This window comes from Micromonospora sp. NPDC052213 (assembly GCF_040679695.1).
Taxonomy (GTDB): Bacteria; Actinomycetota; Actinomycetes; order Mycobacteriales; family Micromonosporaceae; genus Micromonospora.
This window is the reverse complement of sequence record NZ_JBFAVI010000146.1, coordinates 1-17,154: the sequence shown is the minus strand read 5'-3', so window position 1 is coordinate 17,154 and position 17,154 is coordinate 1. Positions and strand designations below refer to the sequence as shown.

The window sequence follows — 17,154 nt, the reverse complement described above, 5'->3', positions numbered from 1 at the left end:
CCCCGCCCCCCCCCCCCCCCCCCGGGGCCGCCCGCCGGCCCCCACGGGCGCCTCCGCCCCCCGTACCGCCGCAACGGGGGGGCCACCCCCCGGGGGGGGCCCCCCCGTTTCGCGTACGCGGATCGGGTCGCGCGGCGGCTCAGAGGCCGAGCTGCCGGCGTACCTCCGCGGCCACCCTCCCGCCCTCGGCCCGGCCGGCCACCGCGGCCTGGGCCGCCTTCATGGCCGGGCCCATCTGCGCCTTGCCGGTGAAGCCACCCGCGGCGAGCGCCCCCGCGACCAGCTCGGTCAGCTCGGCCTCGGAGAGCTGCTTCGGCAGGTAGCGCTCCAGCACCTCGCCCTCGGCGGTCTCCTTCGCGGCCTGCTCGGTGCGGCCGGCGTCGGCGAAGGCGGTCGCGGCCTCCCGGCGCTTCTTCGCCTCCTTGGTCAGCACCGCGAGCACCTCGTCGTCGGTGAGCTCGCGCTTGGCCTTGCCGGCGACCTCGGCGGTGCCGACGGCGGCGAGCGCCATCCGCAGGGTGGAGGTGGTCAGCTCGTCGCGCGCCTTGAGAGCGGCGCGCATGTCGGCGGTCAGACGGTCCTTCAGCGTGCTCATGGACGGTGAAACTACCCTGAACGCCATGCGAAAGCGCACACTATTCCGGCTTGCGACCGGGACCGTCGCGTTGGGCGCGGCGACCCTGGCGTACGCGTCGCTCGTCGAGCGCAACATGTTCACCCTCCGGCGGTACGACGTGCCGGTGCTGCCGGCCGACGCCGAGCCGCTGCGCGTCCTGCACCTGTCCGACCTGCACATGATGCCCGACCAGGGGCGCAAGCAGCGCTGGGTGGCGTCGCTGGCCGCGCTCGACCCCGACCTGGTCGTGGTCACCGGGGACAACATGGCGCACCCCGGCGCCGTGCCCGGCGTGCTGCGCGCCCTCCAGCCGCTCCTCGACTACCCCGGGGCCTTCGTCTTCGGCTCCAACGACTACACCGGGCCGGTCTGGAAGAACCCGTTCACGTACTTCCTGCCCGACCGCGAGTACACCGAGGGCGCGGAGCTGCCGCACGAGGAGCTGCGCGACGTCCTCACCGGGGCCGGCTGGGCGGACCTGAACAACGCCCGCACCGTCGTCAAGGCCGGCGGCCGGGCGGTCGAGCTGCTCGGGGTCGACGACCCGCACATCGAGCGGGACGACTACGACTCCGTCGCCGGACCGGTGTCGCCCGCGGCCGACCTGTCGATCGCGCTGACCCACTCCCCCGAGCCGGCCGTGCTCGACCGGATGGCCGCCGACGGCTTCGGGCTGCTGCTCGCCGGGCACACCCACGGCGGCCAGGTCTGCGTGCCGGGCGTCGGGGCGCTGGTCACCAACTGCGGCCTGCCCCGCTCCATGGCACGCGGCCTGCACCGCTGGCCCGGGTCCGACTCCTGGCTGCACGTCTCCGCCGGCCTCGGCACCCACCCGACCGCGCCGGTCCGGTTCGCCTGCCCGCCGGAGGCGAGCGTGCTCACCCTGATCCCCCGCTGACCCGTACGCCGGCAGGCCGGGCCGGCTCCCCGCCCTGCCGGGACAGTGCCGCCGATCGCGCTGTCGAGCTGCCCCGTCCGGTGGTCCGGGCAAGCCGCCCGGACCACCGGGGGTACCGAGTTTGACCACCGGAGCGGGTGGGCTACTATTTGTCGGCACGCCTCGGGGTGTGGCGCAGCTTGGTAGCGCGCTTCGTTCGGGACGAAGAGGTCGTCGGTTCGAATCCGGCCACCCCGACCAGAGGTAAGAGGGCACATCCAATCGCTGGATGTGCCCTCTGGCGTTTCCTGGACGTCCAACTCGGTGTGGCGAGGCTCACTTCATGTCCAGGCGGCCCGGTCGAGACCGCCAGGGGAAGAGGCTGCAGGTGGTCCGCGTGTCGCAGCTCAGGTAACCGCTCGTGCGGTGGGCCGCCCCATCCGGGACGGCCCACCGCGTCAGCGCCGGTCAGGAGACGTCGACCAGGAAGGAGTAGTTCGTCGCGTCGGTCCACACCCCGTCGGCCGTACGTCCGCGCACCCTCATGGTGTGCGAACTCGTCGAGGTCGGGGTGTAGCTGACGGTCGCAACCCCGGCACCGTTCGCCGGCACCATCACCGGCTCGCCGTCATCGACCCTGTACTCGAACTCCACCACGCCCGGCATGCCCTGCGTGAAGGTGAACTCACCCGGCACGCCCACGCCACCGGCCCACTGACCGGACGGATAGGTAGCCGACGACACCAGCGGTGCCGTGCCGACCAGGAACGGGTAGTCCGTCTGAGGGGTGTACTCGCCAGCCGCGGTCCGGCCCCGCACCGAGAAGACGTTCTCGCCGTTGCGGTCCATGGTCACCGAGATGTCGGTCACCAAGGCGTCGGGGGTCTTCGGCACGCTCTGCCAGGTGCCGCCGTTGAGCTGGTACTCGAAGGTGGTCACCTCGCCGATCTCGGTGTAGACCCCGAACCTGCCGGTCGCGCCGATCCCGCCACGGGGCGTGTACTCGTCGTAGGCGCTGCTCACGTTCACGCGCGGGTCACGGACGCGGAAGTAGTACCGCCGCTCCGCGCTGACCGTGCCATCGGCCGTCCGGCTCGTGACCGTCAACAGGGTGTACCCGGGATGGGCCGGCGTGATCTCGACCGTCGCCCTGCCGTCCGCTCCCGCGGCGACGACCTGCTCCTCGCCGCTGTACTCCAGCACGTAGCGGTACTCCACCACGCCGGAGCGGCCCGGGTTGAAGGTGAACCGACCCGGCTGGCCGGGCTGACCGGCGGCGTCGTTCTCGGGGTAGTCGCTGGACGACACCACCGGCGCGTCGCTGACCTCGAACGTGTAGGTCCGCGGTGGCGAGAAGGACCCGTCCAGGAAGCGCGTCCGTACCGTGAGCGTGTTGCTGCCGGAGCGGTCGGGTGCAAGCGTCACGTAAGCCCAGCTGTACTCCGGATCTACGGTCTGCTCGGGCCCGTCGTTGAGCCGGTAGAGGTAGACGTCCACGTCCGGCATCGCCGTGTCGAAGGTGAACTCGCCGGGGATGCCCACGCCGCCCCACGCGCCGTGCTCGTAGTAGGTGCTGGAGTAGACGGTCGGCTTGATGTCGATGACGTTGAACTCGTACTGCGCGATCTCGGAGACGGTGCCGTCGGCGCTGATGCTGCGCACCTTCAGCACGTACCAGTTCGGCTCCGTCGGCGTCCATCGCAGCACCGCGGTGCCGTCTGCTCCCGCCTCGATCCGCTGCCAGTCGTCGTAGAGGAACGCGTACTCGTACGCCACCACGCCGGGGCGGCCGGGCCGGAAGGTGAAGCTGCCCGGACGATCGACCACGCCGTCGTGGTCGGGGAAGGCGAAGTCGGTCGACCCGATCAACGGGGTGTCGCGGACCCACACGTCCTCCGTGTGCGCGCCGACGAACTCGGTACCGACGTAGCTGCGCACGTGGAGCCTGATGGAACCAGCCTGCGGAAACACCACCGGGACCTCCGTGGTGCCAACGGCGTTCGCCGGGACCCTGACCTCGTCGCCGTCACCGATCCGGTAGCCGAACTCGGTGACCCCCTCGACGTTGGTCCAGATCGCCAACTGGCTCGGCAGGCCGACACCGCCGACCGTCACCCGCACTCCCGGCGCGGTCGATCGCACGAGGAACCGGTAATCGGTCACCTCGGAGGAGTTCGACGCGCTGTCCACACTCCGCACGCTGAGATACTCGACGAACGAGGTCGGCGTGTACTCGAACGTCGCGTCCGCGCCCGGTTCCGGCGCGGGGACGTAGTTGTACGTCTGGCCGAAGCGTCCCCAGTAGTAGCCGACCACGTCCGGCGATCCGTTCGCCTTCAACGTGAACGTGCCCGGAACTCCCGAGCCGCCATGCGGCAGGCCGTCATCCGGGTAAGTGGCCGAGGTGATCACGGGTGCGGCCGGCCGCTCCCCGTCGACCTTGACGTAGCACGGCTCGGCCCACTCCGAGTAGTCGTGACCGTCGTAGGCACGGGCGGTCCAGGCCACCACGGTGCCGTGCGGGTATCGCGCCATGTCCCAGCCGACCTTGGAGAGCGTGGCGCCGTAACTCGACCCGAACCGCTCGGAACGCTGGTCCTCGTGGCCGACCGGCCAGGCGGCGAACTGCCCGGTGAAGTTGAAGTCGTTGCTGTCCGCGTCCGCGCCCCGGAGCATCAGGGTGTGGTTACGCGCCCCCACGGGCTGCGGGTCCTCCTTCGAACCGCACGACCAGGACGGAAACTCGAGCCCGATCTGCGCCACGGTCGGTGCGCGGTTGGCCTCACTGCGGATCGTCGGGAACGGGCGGAACTTTCTGCCGTGGGAGAGCTTTCCTTCGAAGCCGTGCGGCACGCGGATCTCGACGGTGAGGGTCTGCTCGTCCTGGTTCGCCAACTTCTGCAACGCGGGCATGATGTCCCACACCAGGTAGCCGGGGCAGGTGACCGCCCCGCCGGCCTGGACGGTGCCGAGCAGCTCACGTCGGCGCGGCGTCGACTCCCAACTCGTGGTCGCCTTGATCGGATCGGTGCGCCAGAGCTCGACCGGCTGGGCCGACCCGCAGTCCGCCGCCGAGCGCTCCGCGATGACCAGGTCCGCCTTGTGGATGACGGCTCCACGGAAGCGCGAGATGTCGAAGGTGAAGTAGGACCGAGACTTGTGCTTGTTGCCGTCCGCGTCCGCCCAGGCGCCGATCGGCGCGTCTCCGGCGGGGTTGACGAACGACCGGTCGGGCAGGTGGGAATCGGTGTAGGCCCAGCCGGACCTGACCACATCCCGCTGCTCGTAAGCCTGTGCCGGCATCGTGACGACATTGACCAGACCCACACCAAGCATGATCCCGAGTGATGCGGCCACCAATCTTCGTGCGCGCACGGGCAGTTCCTTCCCCCTGGCAATGGCGCGCTTCGCCATCGAGGGGCCCGAGCATATCGAGGTACGGCTACGTCCCACCGACCCGAAAATCGGGTCGGCTCCGACCGTCGACGGCCCCGCCGGCGCGACCCGGCTGGCGGCACCTCGGACGCGCTCAGTCGTGGCGTTCGGTGCGGGCGATCTCGGCGAACGCGGCGGTCAGGTAGCCGTCGAGCGGCCGGCCGGTCGCGGCGAGCAGGTCGGCCACGAGCAGCGGCGCGTGCCGCGCCACGGCCGGCGGGTCGGGCGGGGACTCGTCGCCGTCCGGGTCGTAGACGCCGAGGGCACCCGCCAGCAGGACGAGCACCACGTGCGGGTCGACGTCGGGCCGCCACCGCGCCGCGTCCCGTACGCAGCGTTCGAGCACCTGCCGGACGTCGTCGCCGTCCAGGCCGTCCGGGTGGCCCTCCTCCAGCAGCAGCCGGACCACCGCGCCGAGGACCAGGCCGGACCGTTCGGCCGCGGCGAGCCGGGCCACCGAGACGTCGTACGCGTCGGGGTCGCGTTCGCGCGCGGCGGCGACCGCGTCGGCGGCGGCGGTGGCGATCTCGCGGGCCGGTGCGGGCAGGTGTCGCCAGGTCGTGGTCATCCCGGCCAGCATCGCAGACGGGCCCGACAGCGAGCCGGCCCCGGCACCACGGCGCGGGCCGGTCGGCGCGAACGTGTCCTTGATCACCGGGCGGCGTCGGGCCGCGCGGGGCGGGTCGTAAACGGCTCGCCTGTCGTCGTACCCGGCACACAGAATCGCGGCATGCTCAGTCGTGCCCTGCCCCGCCGTCCGGAAGCCCGGCGGATCCTTGTCGGCACCCTGCTGTCGGCGGTCGGGCGCGGCCTCACCCTGCCGTTCCTGTTCATCTACCTGACCGACGTCCGCGGCCTCACCGACGCCCGCGCCGGCCTGGTGATCGGCTGGTACGGCGCCGTCACCCTGGCCCTGTCGCCGCTCGGCGGCACGCTCATCGACCGCTTCGGCGCGCGCCGGATCGTCGTACCGTGCCTGCTCGTCGAGGCGGCCGGCACCGGCTCGCTGGCGCTGGTCGACTCGACCGCCTCGGCCTTCGTGGTGATCACGCTGATCGCGATCGGCAGCTCGGCCATCTGGTCCGGGCAGAACACCATCCTCGCCTCGCTCACCGACGACGACGAGCGGCAGCGGGTCTACGGGCTGAACTTCGCCCTGCTCAACCTCGGCATCGGCATCGGCGGCCTGATCTCCGGCGCGATCGTCGACACCGCCCGCCCGGTCACCTTCCAGGCGATCTACGTGCTCGACGCGATCAGCTACCTGATGCCCGCGCTGATCCTGCTGAGCCTGCCCCGGGTGGGCCACCGGCTCGCCGCCGGGCCGACCGGGGACAGTCCGTCGGCCGGCGGCTACCTCACCGTGCTGCGGGACCGGCCGTTCCGCCGGCTGGTCGTCTTCGGCCTGGTCCTGACCACCTGCGGGTACGCGCAGATCGAGGTGGGCTTCGCCGCGTACGCCGTGCGCGTGGTGGAGGTGACGCCGCGCGTGGTGGCCTGGGCGTTGGCCGGCAACACGGTGATGATCGTGCTCGCCCAACTGTTGGTCATCCGCCGGATGGAGGGGCGCAGCCGGACGGGCGGGCTGGCCGTGGTGGGCGCCGTCTTCGCGACCGCCTGGCTGGTCCTCGGCGCCGCCGGCCAGGTCGGTCCGGGCAACGCGCTGGTCGCCGCCCTCGGCGTGGTGGCCTGCTCGGCCATCTTCGGCTTCGGCGAGACGCTGTTGTCGCCGGTGATGCCCGCGCTGACCAACGCGCTCGCCACGGACGAGCTGCGCGGGCGTTACAACGCCATGAGTTCGATGATCTTCGGCATCAGCGGGGTGATCGGCCCGGTGACGGCGGGCCCCCTGATCGGGGCAGCCGACGGCCGGATCTGGGTCGCGGTGGTGGTCGGCGGCTGCCTGGTGGCCTCGCTGCTCGCGCTCTCCCTGCGCCCGCTGCTCACGGCGGTCCAGGACGGCCGCGTGCCGGCTGCCCCGCCGGCCGCCGAGCCGGCCCCCGCCCACGCCTGACCACCACGGGGCGCAGCGGAGACGGGCCCCGGAGCAGGGGCGGTTTCTGGGGGTCCTCGCAACACCTGATGGCTTAGTTGGCTGTCAGTAGATCACGCAGACGCTCGGCTGGGTTTTCCCAGCCGAGCGTTTGTCGTGGGCGGCCGTTGAGTTCTTGGGCGACGTGCTCGAGGTCCTCGGGCCCGTGGACGGACAGGTCGGTGCCTTTGGGGAAGTACTGGCGTAGCAGGCCGTTGGTGTTCTCGTTCGATCCGCGCTGCCAGGGCGAGTGCGGGTCGCAGAAGTAGACGGGCACCCCGGTGGCGACCGTGAACTGTTTGTGGGCAGCCATCTCGGCTCCTTGGTCCCAGGTCAGGGATCCGCGTAGATGGGCCGGTAGCGTGGTGACGAGCTCCACGAGGACGTCGCGGACTTCCTCGGCGGTGTGTCCGCCGGGCAGGTGTCCGAGCATCACGTACCGGGTGGCACGCTCGACCAGCGTCACGATCGCGGACTGGTTGCCGGTCCCCATGATCAGGTCGCCTTCCCAGTGGCCGGGCACGGCGCGGTCGGCGACCTCGGCCGGGCGCTCGCTGATCATGACCATGCCGTCGGCGAACCGCGGGGTGCGCTGGTCGGGGCGGCGATGTGGCTTGCGTCGGGTGCGGCCGGTACGCAGCGCGGCGGTGACCTCGCGTTTGAGCGCGCCGCGGGCTTGGACGTACAACGCCTGGTAGATCGTCTCCGGGCTCACCCGCATCTCCTGGTCGTCGGGGTACTGCCTGACCAGAGCGTTGCAGATCTGCTGCGGTGACCAGCGTTTGCGCAGCCCTTCGACCACGAAGTCACGCAGCGGACCGTCCTGCAGGAGCTTGCGGTCCTTGGGCCGGGACCGAGACGCGGTCCAGGCCCGGTGCGCGGCGTAGGCACGGTAGACGCCGTCGGTGTCGGCGTGGTTGTCGATCTCACGCTTGATCGTCGAGGCGGGCCGTCCGAGCGCTCGCCCGATCGCGTTGAGCGACCGGCCGACACGACGCATGTCCGCGATCGTCTCCCGCTGCGCCAAGGTCAGGAACCGTGTGTGCAGCTGCTTGTCCAGCGCCGTCAGCGACGGCAGCACCTCAGTGGTCACCCCGGTGTTGTAGTCCACCCGACGCCCATCCGGATACGTCCGCGAGCTGCCTGTCTTGCGTACTCCCCAGTCCCAGTCCTTGGCGGTGCGCTCGTTCACCCCGACCTGCTGCGCGGGCGTCGGGCAACCCCCTGCTTGCGCAGACACTCGTACTCATCCCGGCGGGGATGACGCCGCGAAGCCACCGTCGAGCGGCGCCCCGCCCGACGAGCCCACCCGTACGCGGTGTTCCGGTTGACACCTGCCTCGACCGCAGCAGCAGCCACGCTACCGACGCGATCGAACACCTCGAAGAACTTCGCCATGAGTCCAGCGGAAACGGACACGGTCCTCGCAACTCCCAGAAGTCTGGGTGTTGCGAGGACCGCTAGACCCCAAGAGGTGCTCCGGGGCCCGTCGGGTGCGTACACCGCCTCAGGCGGCGGGGACCTCCGCGGTGGTGCGGATGCGGTCCAGCGCCGGCGCCGAGACCGGGGACTCGGCGGCCAGGTACGCCACGAACGCGTCCAGGTCGATCATCCCGGTGACCACGTTGGTGCCGCCGGTGAGGACGCTGAAGCCGTCACCGCCGCCGGAGAGGAAGTTGTTCACCGTGACCCGGTACGTGGTGCCGGCGTCGACCGCCACGCCACCGAAGCTGAGGCTGCCCCGGACCACCCGGGTGCCCGCGCACGGGTCCGCCACGGTGCCGGTGGTGCCGGCCGGGTCGACGACGTACCGGACGGTCGACGACGGGTAGAGCGTCCGGCCGGTGACGAACTGCTGCTCCAGCATGCAGTAGAGCTGCGCGCCGGTGAGGTCGAGCGTCACGAGGTTGTTGCCGAACGGCTGCACCGTGAAGGCCTCCTCGTAGGTGACCACGCCGGCGTCGAGTTCGTCGCGTACGCCGCCGGGGTTCATGAAGGCGGCGACCGCGCCCTGCTCGTCGTCGGTGGCGGCGAGCTGCGCGTCGGCGATCAGGTTGCCCATCGGGGACTCGCCCAGGGTCTTGTCGAAGAGAATCTCCTGGGTCTTCTTGATCTCCGTGGTGGTCTGGCCGACCTCGCGGCCGGCCACCGGGCCGAGCACGGCCTTGTAGCGGTTGATCAGGTCGGTCTGCGCCGGGTCCCTGTCGACCTCCCGGTTGACCACCACGTTCTCGGCCTTGGCGGTGATGACGTCACCGGTGCGCCGGTCGATGGAGAGGTCGATGTCGGTGACCAGGCGGCCGAAGGAGCTGGCGCTGGTGACCAGCTTGCCGGCGATGTCGCAGTTGTACGCCTGGTGGGTGTGGCCGCTGACGACGACGTCGATCGACGGGTCCATCCGGTTGGCGATGTCCACGATGGGGCCGGAGATGCCCTTGCAGTCGTTGATGCCGCCGGTGGCGTCCTGGGTGCCGCCCTCGTGCAGCAGCACGACGATGGTCTCGACGCCCTTGGCACGCAGCTCGCGGGCGTACCGGTTGGCGGTCTGCGCCTCGTCGGCGAAGGTCAGGCCGGCGACGCCCTGCGGGCTGACGATCTGCGGGGTGCCCTCCAGCGTCATGCCGATGAAGCCGACCTTGACGCCCTGCACCTTGTGGATGGCGTACGGGGCGAGCAGCGGCTGGCCGGTGGCGGTCCTGAACGCGTTGGCCGACAGGTACCGGAAGCCGGCGCCCTCGTACGGGGTGCCGTCGGCGCAGCCGTCGACGGGGTGGCAGCCGCCGTTCTGGATGCGCAGCAGCTCGTCGGCGCCCTCGTCGAACTCGTGGTTGCCGACGCTGGCGTAGTCGAGCCCGGCCAGCGACAGCGCCTCGATGGTCGGCTCGTCGTGGAACGCGGCGGAGAGCAGCGGGGAGGCGCCGATCAGGTCCCCGGCCGCCACGGTGATGGTGTTCTGCTCCTTGGCGGCGCGCTTGCGCAGCTCGGCGAGCTGGGTGGCGAGGTATTCGGCCCCGCCGGCGGGCTGCCCGGCGATGGTGCCGTTGGTGGTGCCGGTCGGCGGTTCGAGGTTGCCGTGGAAGTCGTTGAGGGCGAGCAGCTTGACGGCGACCGGCTTCGGGCCGGCGTCCGCCTGGTCGGGGGTGGTCGTGACCGCGCCGAACGCGGTCACGGCGAGCGCGGTCAGGCCGATGGCGGCCCGACGCATCCCGGGGATGGACATGGAACTCCTCGTGAGAAGCCGGCGCGGGCGCCCGGGCGATGGTGACACCGGTCGGGCCCGCGCCGTCGGCGGGGTTCGGTCGCGGTGGCGGCGGTGGGGGACCGCCGCCGCGTCGGGGACAGCCTCTCATCGCCGGCCGCCGCCGGTCGACGGGGGCGGGCCCCGCAGACCTGGGGATACGTCTTCGATCGGGGGACGTCTGGACGGGCGTTTCCGACATGCCCGGCCGGCGATGGCCGGTCGTCGCGGTTGTCGGTGGGTGGTCTAGAAAGGACCGGACGGACGGCGTACGACGGGAAGGATGATCGGATGAGCGAGGGCCTGGTGGTGGAGACGGTGCGGTCGGCCGACGGCACCCGGATCGCGTACGAGCGCGCGGGCGACGGGCCAGCGATCATCCTGGTCGGCGGCGCCTTCAACGACCGGTCGACCACCCGGGCGCTGGCCGGGGCGCTCGCGCCGGACTTCACCGTCGTCGGCTACGACCGGCGCGGCCGGGGCGACAGCGGCGACACCGCGCCGTACGCGGTCGACCGGGAGATCGAGGACATCGCGGCGCTGGTCGCCGCGGTCGGGGGCACGGCGCACCTCTACGGCGTCTCGTCCGGCGCGATCCTCGCCGCGCTCGCCACGGCGCACGGGCTGCCGGTCGGCGGGCTCGCCCTGTTCGAGCCGCCGTTCCAGGTCGGCCCGCAGACCGGCCCCCGGCCGGACGTCTCGGCCCGGACGGCCGAGCTGATCGCCGCCGGCGACCGGGCCGGTGCGGTCGAGGCGTTCATGCTCCACGCGGTGGGGCTGCCCGCCGAGGCGGTGGCCGGGATGCGCGGCGAGCCGGTGTGGCCCCACCTGGAGTCGCTGGCGCACACCCTCCCGTACGACACGCTGATCAGCGCCGGCGGCGTGCCGCCGGTCGACCGCCTGGCCACGATCACCGTCCCCACCGTGGTGGTCGACAGCACGGGCAGCCCGCAGTGGCTGCGCGACGGCGCCCGCGCGGCGGCCGAGGCGATTCCGGGTGCCCGCCACGTCAGCCTTGACGGCGGCTACCACGAGGTGCCGGCCGAGGCGCTCGCCCCGGTGCTGCGCGACGTCCTCCTCCGCTGACGCCCGTCCGCCTCACCGACGGCGGCGGCATGCCGGGCGCTATTGACGGCCGCTGATACACCGGAGTGGGTGAGCGCCGGAGGAGGCAGGGTGTCGGAGGAGCAGAAGAACCGGGCCCTCGAGGCGGCCCTGGCGGACGCGGCGGCGATCCGGACGACGATCGAGCGCAAGGCCAACCACAACCAGGCGCTCGTCGGGGCGAACCTGACCGCGGTCGCGGCGGTCGCCGGCTTCGTCCTCTCGGAGAAGGCAGACCTCCGGATGTTCCTGCTCCTGCCGGTGCTCAGCACCGCCCTGGGGCTGAGCGTCGTCTCCCAGTACCGGGACATCCGTATCGCCGGTCAGTACCTCGAGCAGGTGTTGCGCCCCGCCATCGCGCGCTACACCGGCGAGCCCAGCCTCTTCGGCTGGGAGGCCTTCTACTGGCGGCGTAAGCACGACGGGCACGTGGCGCAGGCGCTCGCCATGGGGGTGATCTTCCCGGGGGTGTCCACCCTCGCCCTGGCGGTCACGTTCCCCGGCATCCGCACGACCGCCGACAAGCTGGCCTGGGCCGTCGGGGCGGCCATGCTCCTGCTGCTGCTCGGCGCCTGGTCCAACCGTCTCCACGAGATGGTCCGCTCCCGTTGGGCCCGGTTCCGCCGCGCCTCGCCCCGCCGGGCGCCCGACGAGCCGGCCCGGTCCGGCGACGACGGCACCCGCACGCCGACGGCGGCCTGACCAGCCCCGAGGGTCCCGGTCCTCCCCGTTGCCCGCCCGAGGGAAGAGACGGTGCGCCGGTCAGCCCGGCACCCGTCCGTCCCGGCGGTCAGCGGCCCAGGTCAGAATCCGCAGGTCTTGCCGGCGGCGTGGCTGACCTGCACCAGGTGGGTGACGCAGCCACCCCTGGCGACCTGGTGCAGCAGGAAGCCGGTCGGCTCGGTGACCCAGCCGATCTGCTCGTCGGCGCTCATGGTGAGCGAGCACTGCCGCCAGGTGCTCGGCGCGGTGGTGAGCACCGTGCCGGCGAAGGTCACCGTGACCGGGCGGTGGACGTGCCCGGCGACCACCCGGGCGACGTGCGGGTGCCGGGCGATCACCTCGGCCAGCGCGTCCCCGTCGGTCAGCCGGATGTCGTCGGCGACGGGGATGCCGACCGGCGCCGGCGGGTGGTGCAGGCAGACCACGGCCGGCACCTCCGGCCGGCCGGCCAGCACCCCGTCCAGCCAGCCGAGTTGGTCCTCGCCGAGGCACCCGGCTCCGTCGCCGGCCGGCATCAGCGAATCCAGCACCACGATCGTCGCCTCGGGGTGGTCGACGTGGTAGTAGGCGGAGAAACCGCCACCGAGCCACGGCGTGCCGCCGAAGGTGTCGAGGAGCGACTCCCGGTCGTCGTGGTTGCCGGCGACCAGGTGCACCGGCAGCGGGAACCGGCCGATGATCTCGCGCAGCGCGGCGTACTCGTCGGGGCGGCCGTGGTCGACGAGGTCGCCGGTGATGACCACGCACTCCGGCCGGGGGGCCAGCGCCAGCACCCGGCCGAGGGCACGGTGCAGGCCGACGGCCGGTTCGGCGGCGAGCACGCCGGTGGTCACGTGCGGATCACTGAGCTGGGCGATGAGCATCCGTGCCTCCACTCGACCGGGACCCTCACGCTATCGCCGCGAACCCCGCCGCGCGGCCCGCCCGAACCCACAGGCCGTGTCCACAGCCTGTGGATAGCACATGTGTACGAAGGCTGTGGAGGATCTTGCTCCCGGGCGGTACGACGCCTCGCTGAGTACCCTTGGTGCGGGCCCGCCCGCCGGCCCACACCCCTCCCAACCTGGAACGACGTGCCCCGTGGATCACGAGCGAGTCATCCGTGACGTGACGGTCCGCCTCCCCATGGCGTCGACCGCCCTGGAGGCGTGCCAGTGGACCGTCACCGCGCTCGCCCGGCACGCGCCGGCCACCATCTCCGTCCTGCTCCAGGTGCACGACCGGCTCCGCTGCGTCGCGGCGACCGGCTCCTGGCAGGTCTTCTCGACCGTGCCGCCGAAGACCGGGATCGTCGGGCGGGTGTACGCCTCCGGCGAGACCGCCGTCGTGCCGGACGTCGCCGACGACCCCGACTACATCCCGGTACGCCCCGACGTCACCGCCGAGGTCTGCGTACCGGTGCTGGACCCGGCAGGGCGGCCGATCGGCGTGCTGGACCTCCAGTGGCGTGGGCCGGCCGACCTGGCCCGGTGGGGGGAGACCGCCGAGCGGCTGGCCGCCCGGCTCGGTGCCCGGATCGTGGCGCTCGGCGGGCCGCCCGCGGAGAGCCGCAGCGAGAAGCTGCTCCGGCACGCCACCGCGCTGACCTCCGCGTCGACGGAGTGGGACCTGTTCGCCGCCGCGATCGCCGCGGCCCGGGACGTCTCCACCCTCTCCGCCGCCGTGCTGGTGCTCGCCGGGCCGGAGGGGCCCCGGCTGGGCGCGCCCACGGCCATCCCCGGCGAGTTCGAGTCCCGGATCCGGGCGGAGCTGACCGAGGCGGGCCCCACCGCGCTGGGCCGGATGATCAGCCGCGCCCACCACCACGGAGTGGGGTACACGCTCGGCGAGGCGGGACACCCGCCGGTCCCCGACCACCGGCCGCTGTCCCGGGCCGGGGTGCGCACCCTGGTCGCGGTGCCGGTCGGCCCACCCGGCGACGGCGGGGTGCTGCTGGTCGCCGACGAGCGGCTGCTGCGCCCCGACCCGACCACCGTCAACCTGCTGGAGCTGCTCGCCGGCCAGGCATGGAGCTGCCTGGACCGGCTGCGTACCGTCGCCCGGCTGCGCGAGCAGGCCAACTCCGACCCGCTGACCGGGCTGCGCCACACCGGCCCGTTCGGCCGGCGCATCGCCGTGGCCACCCCCGGTCGTACGGCCCTGCTGGCCATCGACGTGGACGGCTTCAAAAGCGTCAACGACACGTACGGCCACCAGGCCGGTGACCGGGTGCTGGTCCGGCTGGCCCGGGCCCTCGAGGGGGCGCTGCGGCACGGCGACGAGCTGTACCGGATCGGCGGCGACGAGTTCGTGGCGGTGATCGAGGTGAACCGCCCCGACGAGGCCGTCCGGATCGCCGAGCGCCTCGCCGAGGCGGCGCGGCAGATCGGCCGCACGATCAGCGTGGGGGTGGCCCTGCCCCGCCCCGGCGAGTCCCCCGAACTCACCCTGCGCCGCGCCGACCAGGCGCTCTACGCGGTGAAGCGGCACGGCCGCGACGGCGTCCGCCTGGCCGCCGCCTGACCGCACCCGTCAGCGGGGGGTCAGTTCCTTGGCGAGGAGTTCGGCGATCTGGGCGGTGTTGAGGGCCGCGCCCTTGCGCAGGTTGTCGCCGGTGACGAAGAAGTCGAGGGCGCGCGGGTCGTCGACGGCGCGGCGGATCCGGCCCACCCAGGACGGGTCGGTGCCGACCGCGTCGATCGGCATCGGGAACTCGCCGTCGCCCGGGTCGTCGACCAGGATCACCCCGGGCGCGTTGCGCAGCACCTCGCGGGCGCCCTCGGCGTCCACCTCGGTGGCGAAGACCGCGTGCACCGCGACGGAGTGGCCGGTCACCACCGGCACCCGTACGCAGGTGGCCGAGACCTTGAGGTCGGGCAGCCCGAGGATCTTGCGCGACTCGTTGCGCAGCTTCATCTCCTCGGACGACCAGCCCGCCTCGGCCAGCGAGCCCGCCCAGGGCACCACGTTGAGCGCCAGCGGCGCCGGGAACGGGCCCAGCTCGTCGCCGACCGCCTGGCGTACGTCGCCGGGGCGGGAGCCGAGGGCCCGGTCACCGGCGATCTTGGTGAGCTGGGTGTGCAGGGTGTCCACGCCGGCCTGACCGGCACCGGAGACCGCCTGGTAGGAGGCGAGCACCAGCTCGCGCAGCCCGTACTCGCGGTGCAGCGGGGCGACCGCGACGATCATCGCGAGGGTGGTGCAGTTGGCGTTGGCGATGATCCCCTTCGGCCGGTTGCGCACCTGCTCGGGGTTGATCTCCGGCACCACCAGCGGGACGTCGCGGTCCATCCGGAAGGCGCCGGAGTTGTCCACCGCGACGGCGCCCCGGCCCACCGCGACCGGGGCCCACCGCGCGGAGACGTCGTCCGGCACGTCGAACATCGCCACGTCGACCCCGTCGAACGCCTCCGGGGTCAGCGCCTGGACGGTCAGCTCCTCGCCCCGGCAGCGCACCCGCCGCCCGGCCGAGCGCTCGGAGGCGAGCAGCCGGATCTCTCCCCAGACGTTCTTCCGCCCGGTGAGCAGCTCGCACATCACGGTGCCGACGGCACCGGTCGCTCCGACCACGGCCAGGGTGGGCAGCGACGACACGGGGGCTACCGTCCCGTCCCCGCGTAGACGACGGCCTCGGTGTCGCCGCCGAGGTCGAACGCCTCGTGGATGGCGCGCACGGCGGCGTCCAGGTCGGTGTCGCGGCAGACCACGGAGACCCGGATCTCCGAGGTGGAGATCATCTCGATGTTCACGCCGGCCGCGCCCAGGGCGGCGAAGAAGCCGGCCGCGACGCCGGGGTGCGAGCGCATGCCCGCCCCGATCAGCGACACCTTGCCGACGTGGTCGTCGTAGAGCAGGCCCTTGAACTTGACCGACTCCTGGATCTTGCTGAGCGCGGCCATGGCCGTCGGGCCGTCGGTCTTGGGCAGGGTGAAGGAGATGTCCGTGCGCCCGGTGCCCTCGGTGGAGACGTTCTGCACGATCATGTCGATGTTGATCTCGGCACCGGCCACGGTGTCGAAGATCCGCGCGGCGGCGCCCGGCTCGTCGGGCACCCCCACGATCGTGATCTTGGCTTCGCTGCGGTCGTGGGCGACCCCGGTGATCAGTGCTTGCTCCACAGGAAGGTCCTCCATCGATCCGGTGACCATCGTGCCGGTGTTGGTCGAGTATGACGAACGGACGTGGATCGGCAAGCCCGCCCGGCGGGCGTACTCCACGCTGCGCAGGTGCAGGACCTTGGCGCCGCAGGCGGCCAGCTCCAGCATCTCCTCGTAGGTGATCTGCTTGATGTGCCGCGCGTCGGGGACGATCCGCGGGTCGGCGCTGAAGACGCCGTCGACGTCGGTGTAGATCTCGCAGACGTCCGCGTGCAGGGCGGCGGCCAGCGCGACGGCGGTGGTGTCGGAACCGCCCCGGCCCAGCGTCGTGACGTCCTTGGTGTCCTGGGAGACGCCCTGGAAGCCGGCCACGATCACCACCGCGCCCTCGTCGAGCGCGCCCTTGAGCCGGCCCGGCGTGACGTCGATGATCCGCGCCCGGCCGTGCACCGACGTGGTGATCACGCCGGCCTGCGAACCGGTGAACGAGCGGGCCTCGTACCCCAGGTTGTGGATGGCCATGGCGAGCAGTGCCATGGAGATCCGCTCCCCGGCCGTGAGCAGCATGTCCAGCTCGCGGCCCGGCGGCAGCGGGCTGACCTGGTTGGCCAGGTCGAGCAGCTCGTCGGTGGTGTCCCCCATGGCGGAGACCACCACCACGACGTCGTCGCCGGCCTTGCGCGCGGCGACGATGCGCTCGGCCACGCGCTTGATCCGCTCGGCGTTGGCGACGGAGGACCCGCCGTACTTCTGCACCACGAGTGCCACGACGGTGCGCTCCCTCCCAGCGACGACCCTGAGCGTGCCGACGCCGCCGGTCGGGGCCGGCGGCGTGTGTCAGACGCCTTCAGGGTATCGGTCGACCGGCTCGGTCGGGTCAGGTGATCCCACGATCCGGCCCGGCCGACGCGGGGGGCGTGGCGCGCGACACGCCGGGCGGACGGGGCGGCAGGGGCCCCGCGCGCCGTTCGCGGGCCGCAGAATGACCCGGTGCACGCCCACCTGAGTCCGGCCGGCCCCCACGGGCGCGATCGTCAGTCCGCCCGGGCCGGG

13 protein-coding genes and 1 tRNA gene are annotated in these 17,154 nt (G+C 72.5%); 6 read left to right on the top strand and 8 right to left on the bottom strand.

All coding sequences use genetic code 11. The annotated features are described in order from the left end of the window. Window positions 1-139: 139 nt before the first annotated feature. On the bottom strand, window positions 140-595 hold the full coding sequence (locus AB0L34_RS26270; protein ID WP_363707473.1) for a GatB/YqeY domain-containing protein: 456 nt from the start codon (window positions 593-595) through the stop codon (window positions 140-142). Between the two features lie 25 nt (window positions 596-620). Here AB0L34_RS26270 and AB0L34_RS26265 point away from each other — a divergent pair, with 25 nt between their 5' ends. Together AB0L34_RS26265 and AB0L34_RS26260 are read left to right on the top strand one after the other, a co-directional pair. After that, window positions 621-1,514: a metallophosphoesterase gene (locus AB0L34_RS26265; protein WP_363707471.1), complete on the top strand. Its 894-nt coding sequence runs from the start codon at window positions 621-623 to the stop codon at window positions 1,512-1,514. A gap of 163 nt (window positions 1,515-1,677) precedes the next feature. Then, a tRNA-Pro gene (locus AB0L34_RS26260) sits at window positions 1,678-1,754 on the top strand. A gap of 207 nt (window positions 1,755-1,961) precedes the next feature. On the opposite strand, the gene AB0L34_RS26255 is transcribed toward AB0L34_RS26260, so the two are convergent. Both AB0L34_RS26255 and AB0L34_RS26250 read right to left on the bottom strand, forming a co-directional pair. After that, the gene (locus tag AB0L34_RS26255; RefSeq protein WP_363707469.1) at window positions 1,962-4,796 is read right to left on the bottom strand and encodes a hypothetical protein; all 2,835 of its coding nucleotides are present in this window, start codon (window positions 4,794-4,796) and stop codon (window positions 1,962-1,964) included. Between the two features lie 226 nt (window positions 4,797-5,022). Continuing rightward, entirely contained in the window at window positions 5,023-5,496 is a 474-nt protein-coding gene (locus AB0L34_RS26250) for a hypothetical protein (RefSeq protein WP_357456404.1), read from the bottom strand. Window positions 5,497-5,658: 162 nt separating this feature from the next. On the opposite strand from AB0L34_RS26250, the gene AB0L34_RS26245 reads away from it, so the two are divergent. Continuing rightward, window positions 5,659-6,942, top strand: coding sequence for an MFS transporter (locus tag AB0L34_RS26245; protein ID WP_363707467.1), 1,284 nt, complete (start codon window positions 5,659-5,661; stop codon window positions 6,940-6,942). Between the two features lie 73 nt (window positions 6,943-7,015). On the opposite strand, the gene AB0L34_RS26240 is transcribed toward AB0L34_RS26245, so the two are convergent. After that, the gene (locus AB0L34_RS26240) at window positions 7,016-8,071 is read right to left on the bottom strand and encodes an IS30 family transposase (RefSeq protein WP_363707474.1); all 1,056 of its coding nucleotides are present in this window, start codon (window positions 8,069-8,071) and stop codon (window positions 7,016-7,018) included. A gap of 396 nt (window positions 8,072-8,467) precedes the next feature. Then, window positions 8,468-10,180, bottom strand: coding sequence for a bifunctional metallophosphatase/5'-nucleotidase (locus AB0L34_RS26235; RefSeq protein ID WP_363707465.1), 1,713 nt, complete (start codon window positions 10,178-10,180; stop codon window positions 8,468-8,470). A gap of 309 nt (window positions 10,181-10,489) precedes the next feature. Between AB0L34_RS26235 and AB0L34_RS26230 the strand changes: the two genes are divergently transcribed. Together AB0L34_RS26230 and AB0L34_RS26225 are read left to right on the top strand one after the other, a co-directional pair. Then, window positions 10,490-11,284 (top strand): alpha/beta hydrolase, encoded by a 795-nt coding sequence (locus tag AB0L34_RS26230; protein WP_363707463.1) that lies wholly within the window; start codon window positions 10,490-10,492, stop codon window positions 11,282-11,284. Window positions 11,285-11,374: 90 nt separating this feature from the next. Continuing rightward, window positions 11,375-12,004, top strand: coding sequence for a hypothetical protein (locus AB0L34_RS26225; protein WP_363707461.1), 630 nt, complete (start codon window positions 11,375-11,377; stop codon window positions 12,002-12,004). 101 nt (window positions 12,005-12,105) lie between these two features. Here AB0L34_RS26225 and AB0L34_RS26220 read toward each other — a convergent pair whose 3' ends face one another. After that, complete coding sequence (locus AB0L34_RS26220; protein ID WP_363707459.1) at window positions 12,106-12,888, bottom strand: phosphodiesterase; 783 nt, start codon at window positions 12,886-12,888, stop codon at window positions 12,106-12,108. A 217-nt stretch (window positions 12,889-13,105) separates the two neighbouring features. Here AB0L34_RS26220 and AB0L34_RS26215 point away from each other — a divergent pair, with 217 nt between their 5' ends. Beyond that, window positions 13,106-14,527: a diguanylate cyclase gene (locus AB0L34_RS26215; RefSeq protein WP_363707457.1), complete on the top strand. Its 1,422-nt coding sequence runs from the start codon at window positions 13,106-13,108 to the stop codon at window positions 14,525-14,527. 9 nt (window positions 14,528-14,536) lie between these two features. Here AB0L34_RS26215 and AB0L34_RS26210 read toward each other — a convergent pair whose 3' ends face one another. Further along, window positions 14,537-15,598: an aspartate-semialdehyde dehydrogenase gene (locus AB0L34_RS26210; protein ID WP_357456386.1), complete on the bottom strand. Its 1,062-nt coding sequence runs from the start codon at window positions 15,596-15,598 to the stop codon at window positions 14,537-14,539. A gap of 5 nt (window positions 15,599-15,603) precedes the next feature. Beyond that, window positions 15,604-16,869, bottom strand: a complete 1,266-nt coding sequence (locus AB0L34_RS26205) for an aspartate kinase (RefSeq protein WP_357456383.1) — start codon at window positions 16,867-16,869, stop codon at window positions 15,604-15,606. Window positions 16,870-17,154 lie beyond the last annotated feature (285 nt).

What these genes read in the sequence shown, in the direction of transcription:
- AB0L34_RS26270 (WP_363707473.1), bottom strand. Translation starts at nt 595, where the DNA reads ATGAGCACGCTGAAGGACCGTCTGACCGCCGACATGCGCGCCGCTCTC.
- AB0L34_RS26265 (WP_363707471.1), top strand. Translation starts at nt 621, where the DNA reads ATGCGAAAGCGCACACTATTCCGGCTTGCGACCGGGACCGTCGCGTTG.
- AB0L34_RS26255 (WP_363707469.1), bottom strand. Translation starts at nt 4,796, where the DNA reads ATGCCGGCACAGGCTTACGAGCAGCGGGATGTGGTCAGGTCCGGCTGG.
- AB0L34_RS26250 (WP_357456404.1), bottom strand. Translation starts at nt 5,496, where the DNA reads ATGACCACGACCTGGCGACACCTGCCCGCACCGGCCCGCGAGATCGCC.
- AB0L34_RS26245 (WP_363707467.1), top strand. Translation starts at nt 5,659, where the DNA reads ATGCTCAGTCGTGCCCTGCCCCGCCGTCCGGAAGCCCGGCGGATCCTT.
- AB0L34_RS26235 (WP_363707465.1), bottom strand. Translation starts at nt 10,180, where the DNA reads ATGTCCATCCCCGGGATGCGTCGGGCCGCCATCGGCCTGACCGCGCTC.
- AB0L34_RS26230 (WP_363707463.1), top strand. Translation starts at nt 10,490, where the DNA reads ATGAGCGAGGGCCTGGTGGTGGAGACGGTGCGGTCGGCCGACGGCACC.
- AB0L34_RS26220 (WP_363707459.1), bottom strand. Translation starts at nt 12,888, where the DNA reads ATGCTCATCGCCCAGCTCAGTGATCCGCACGTGACCACCGGCGTGCTC.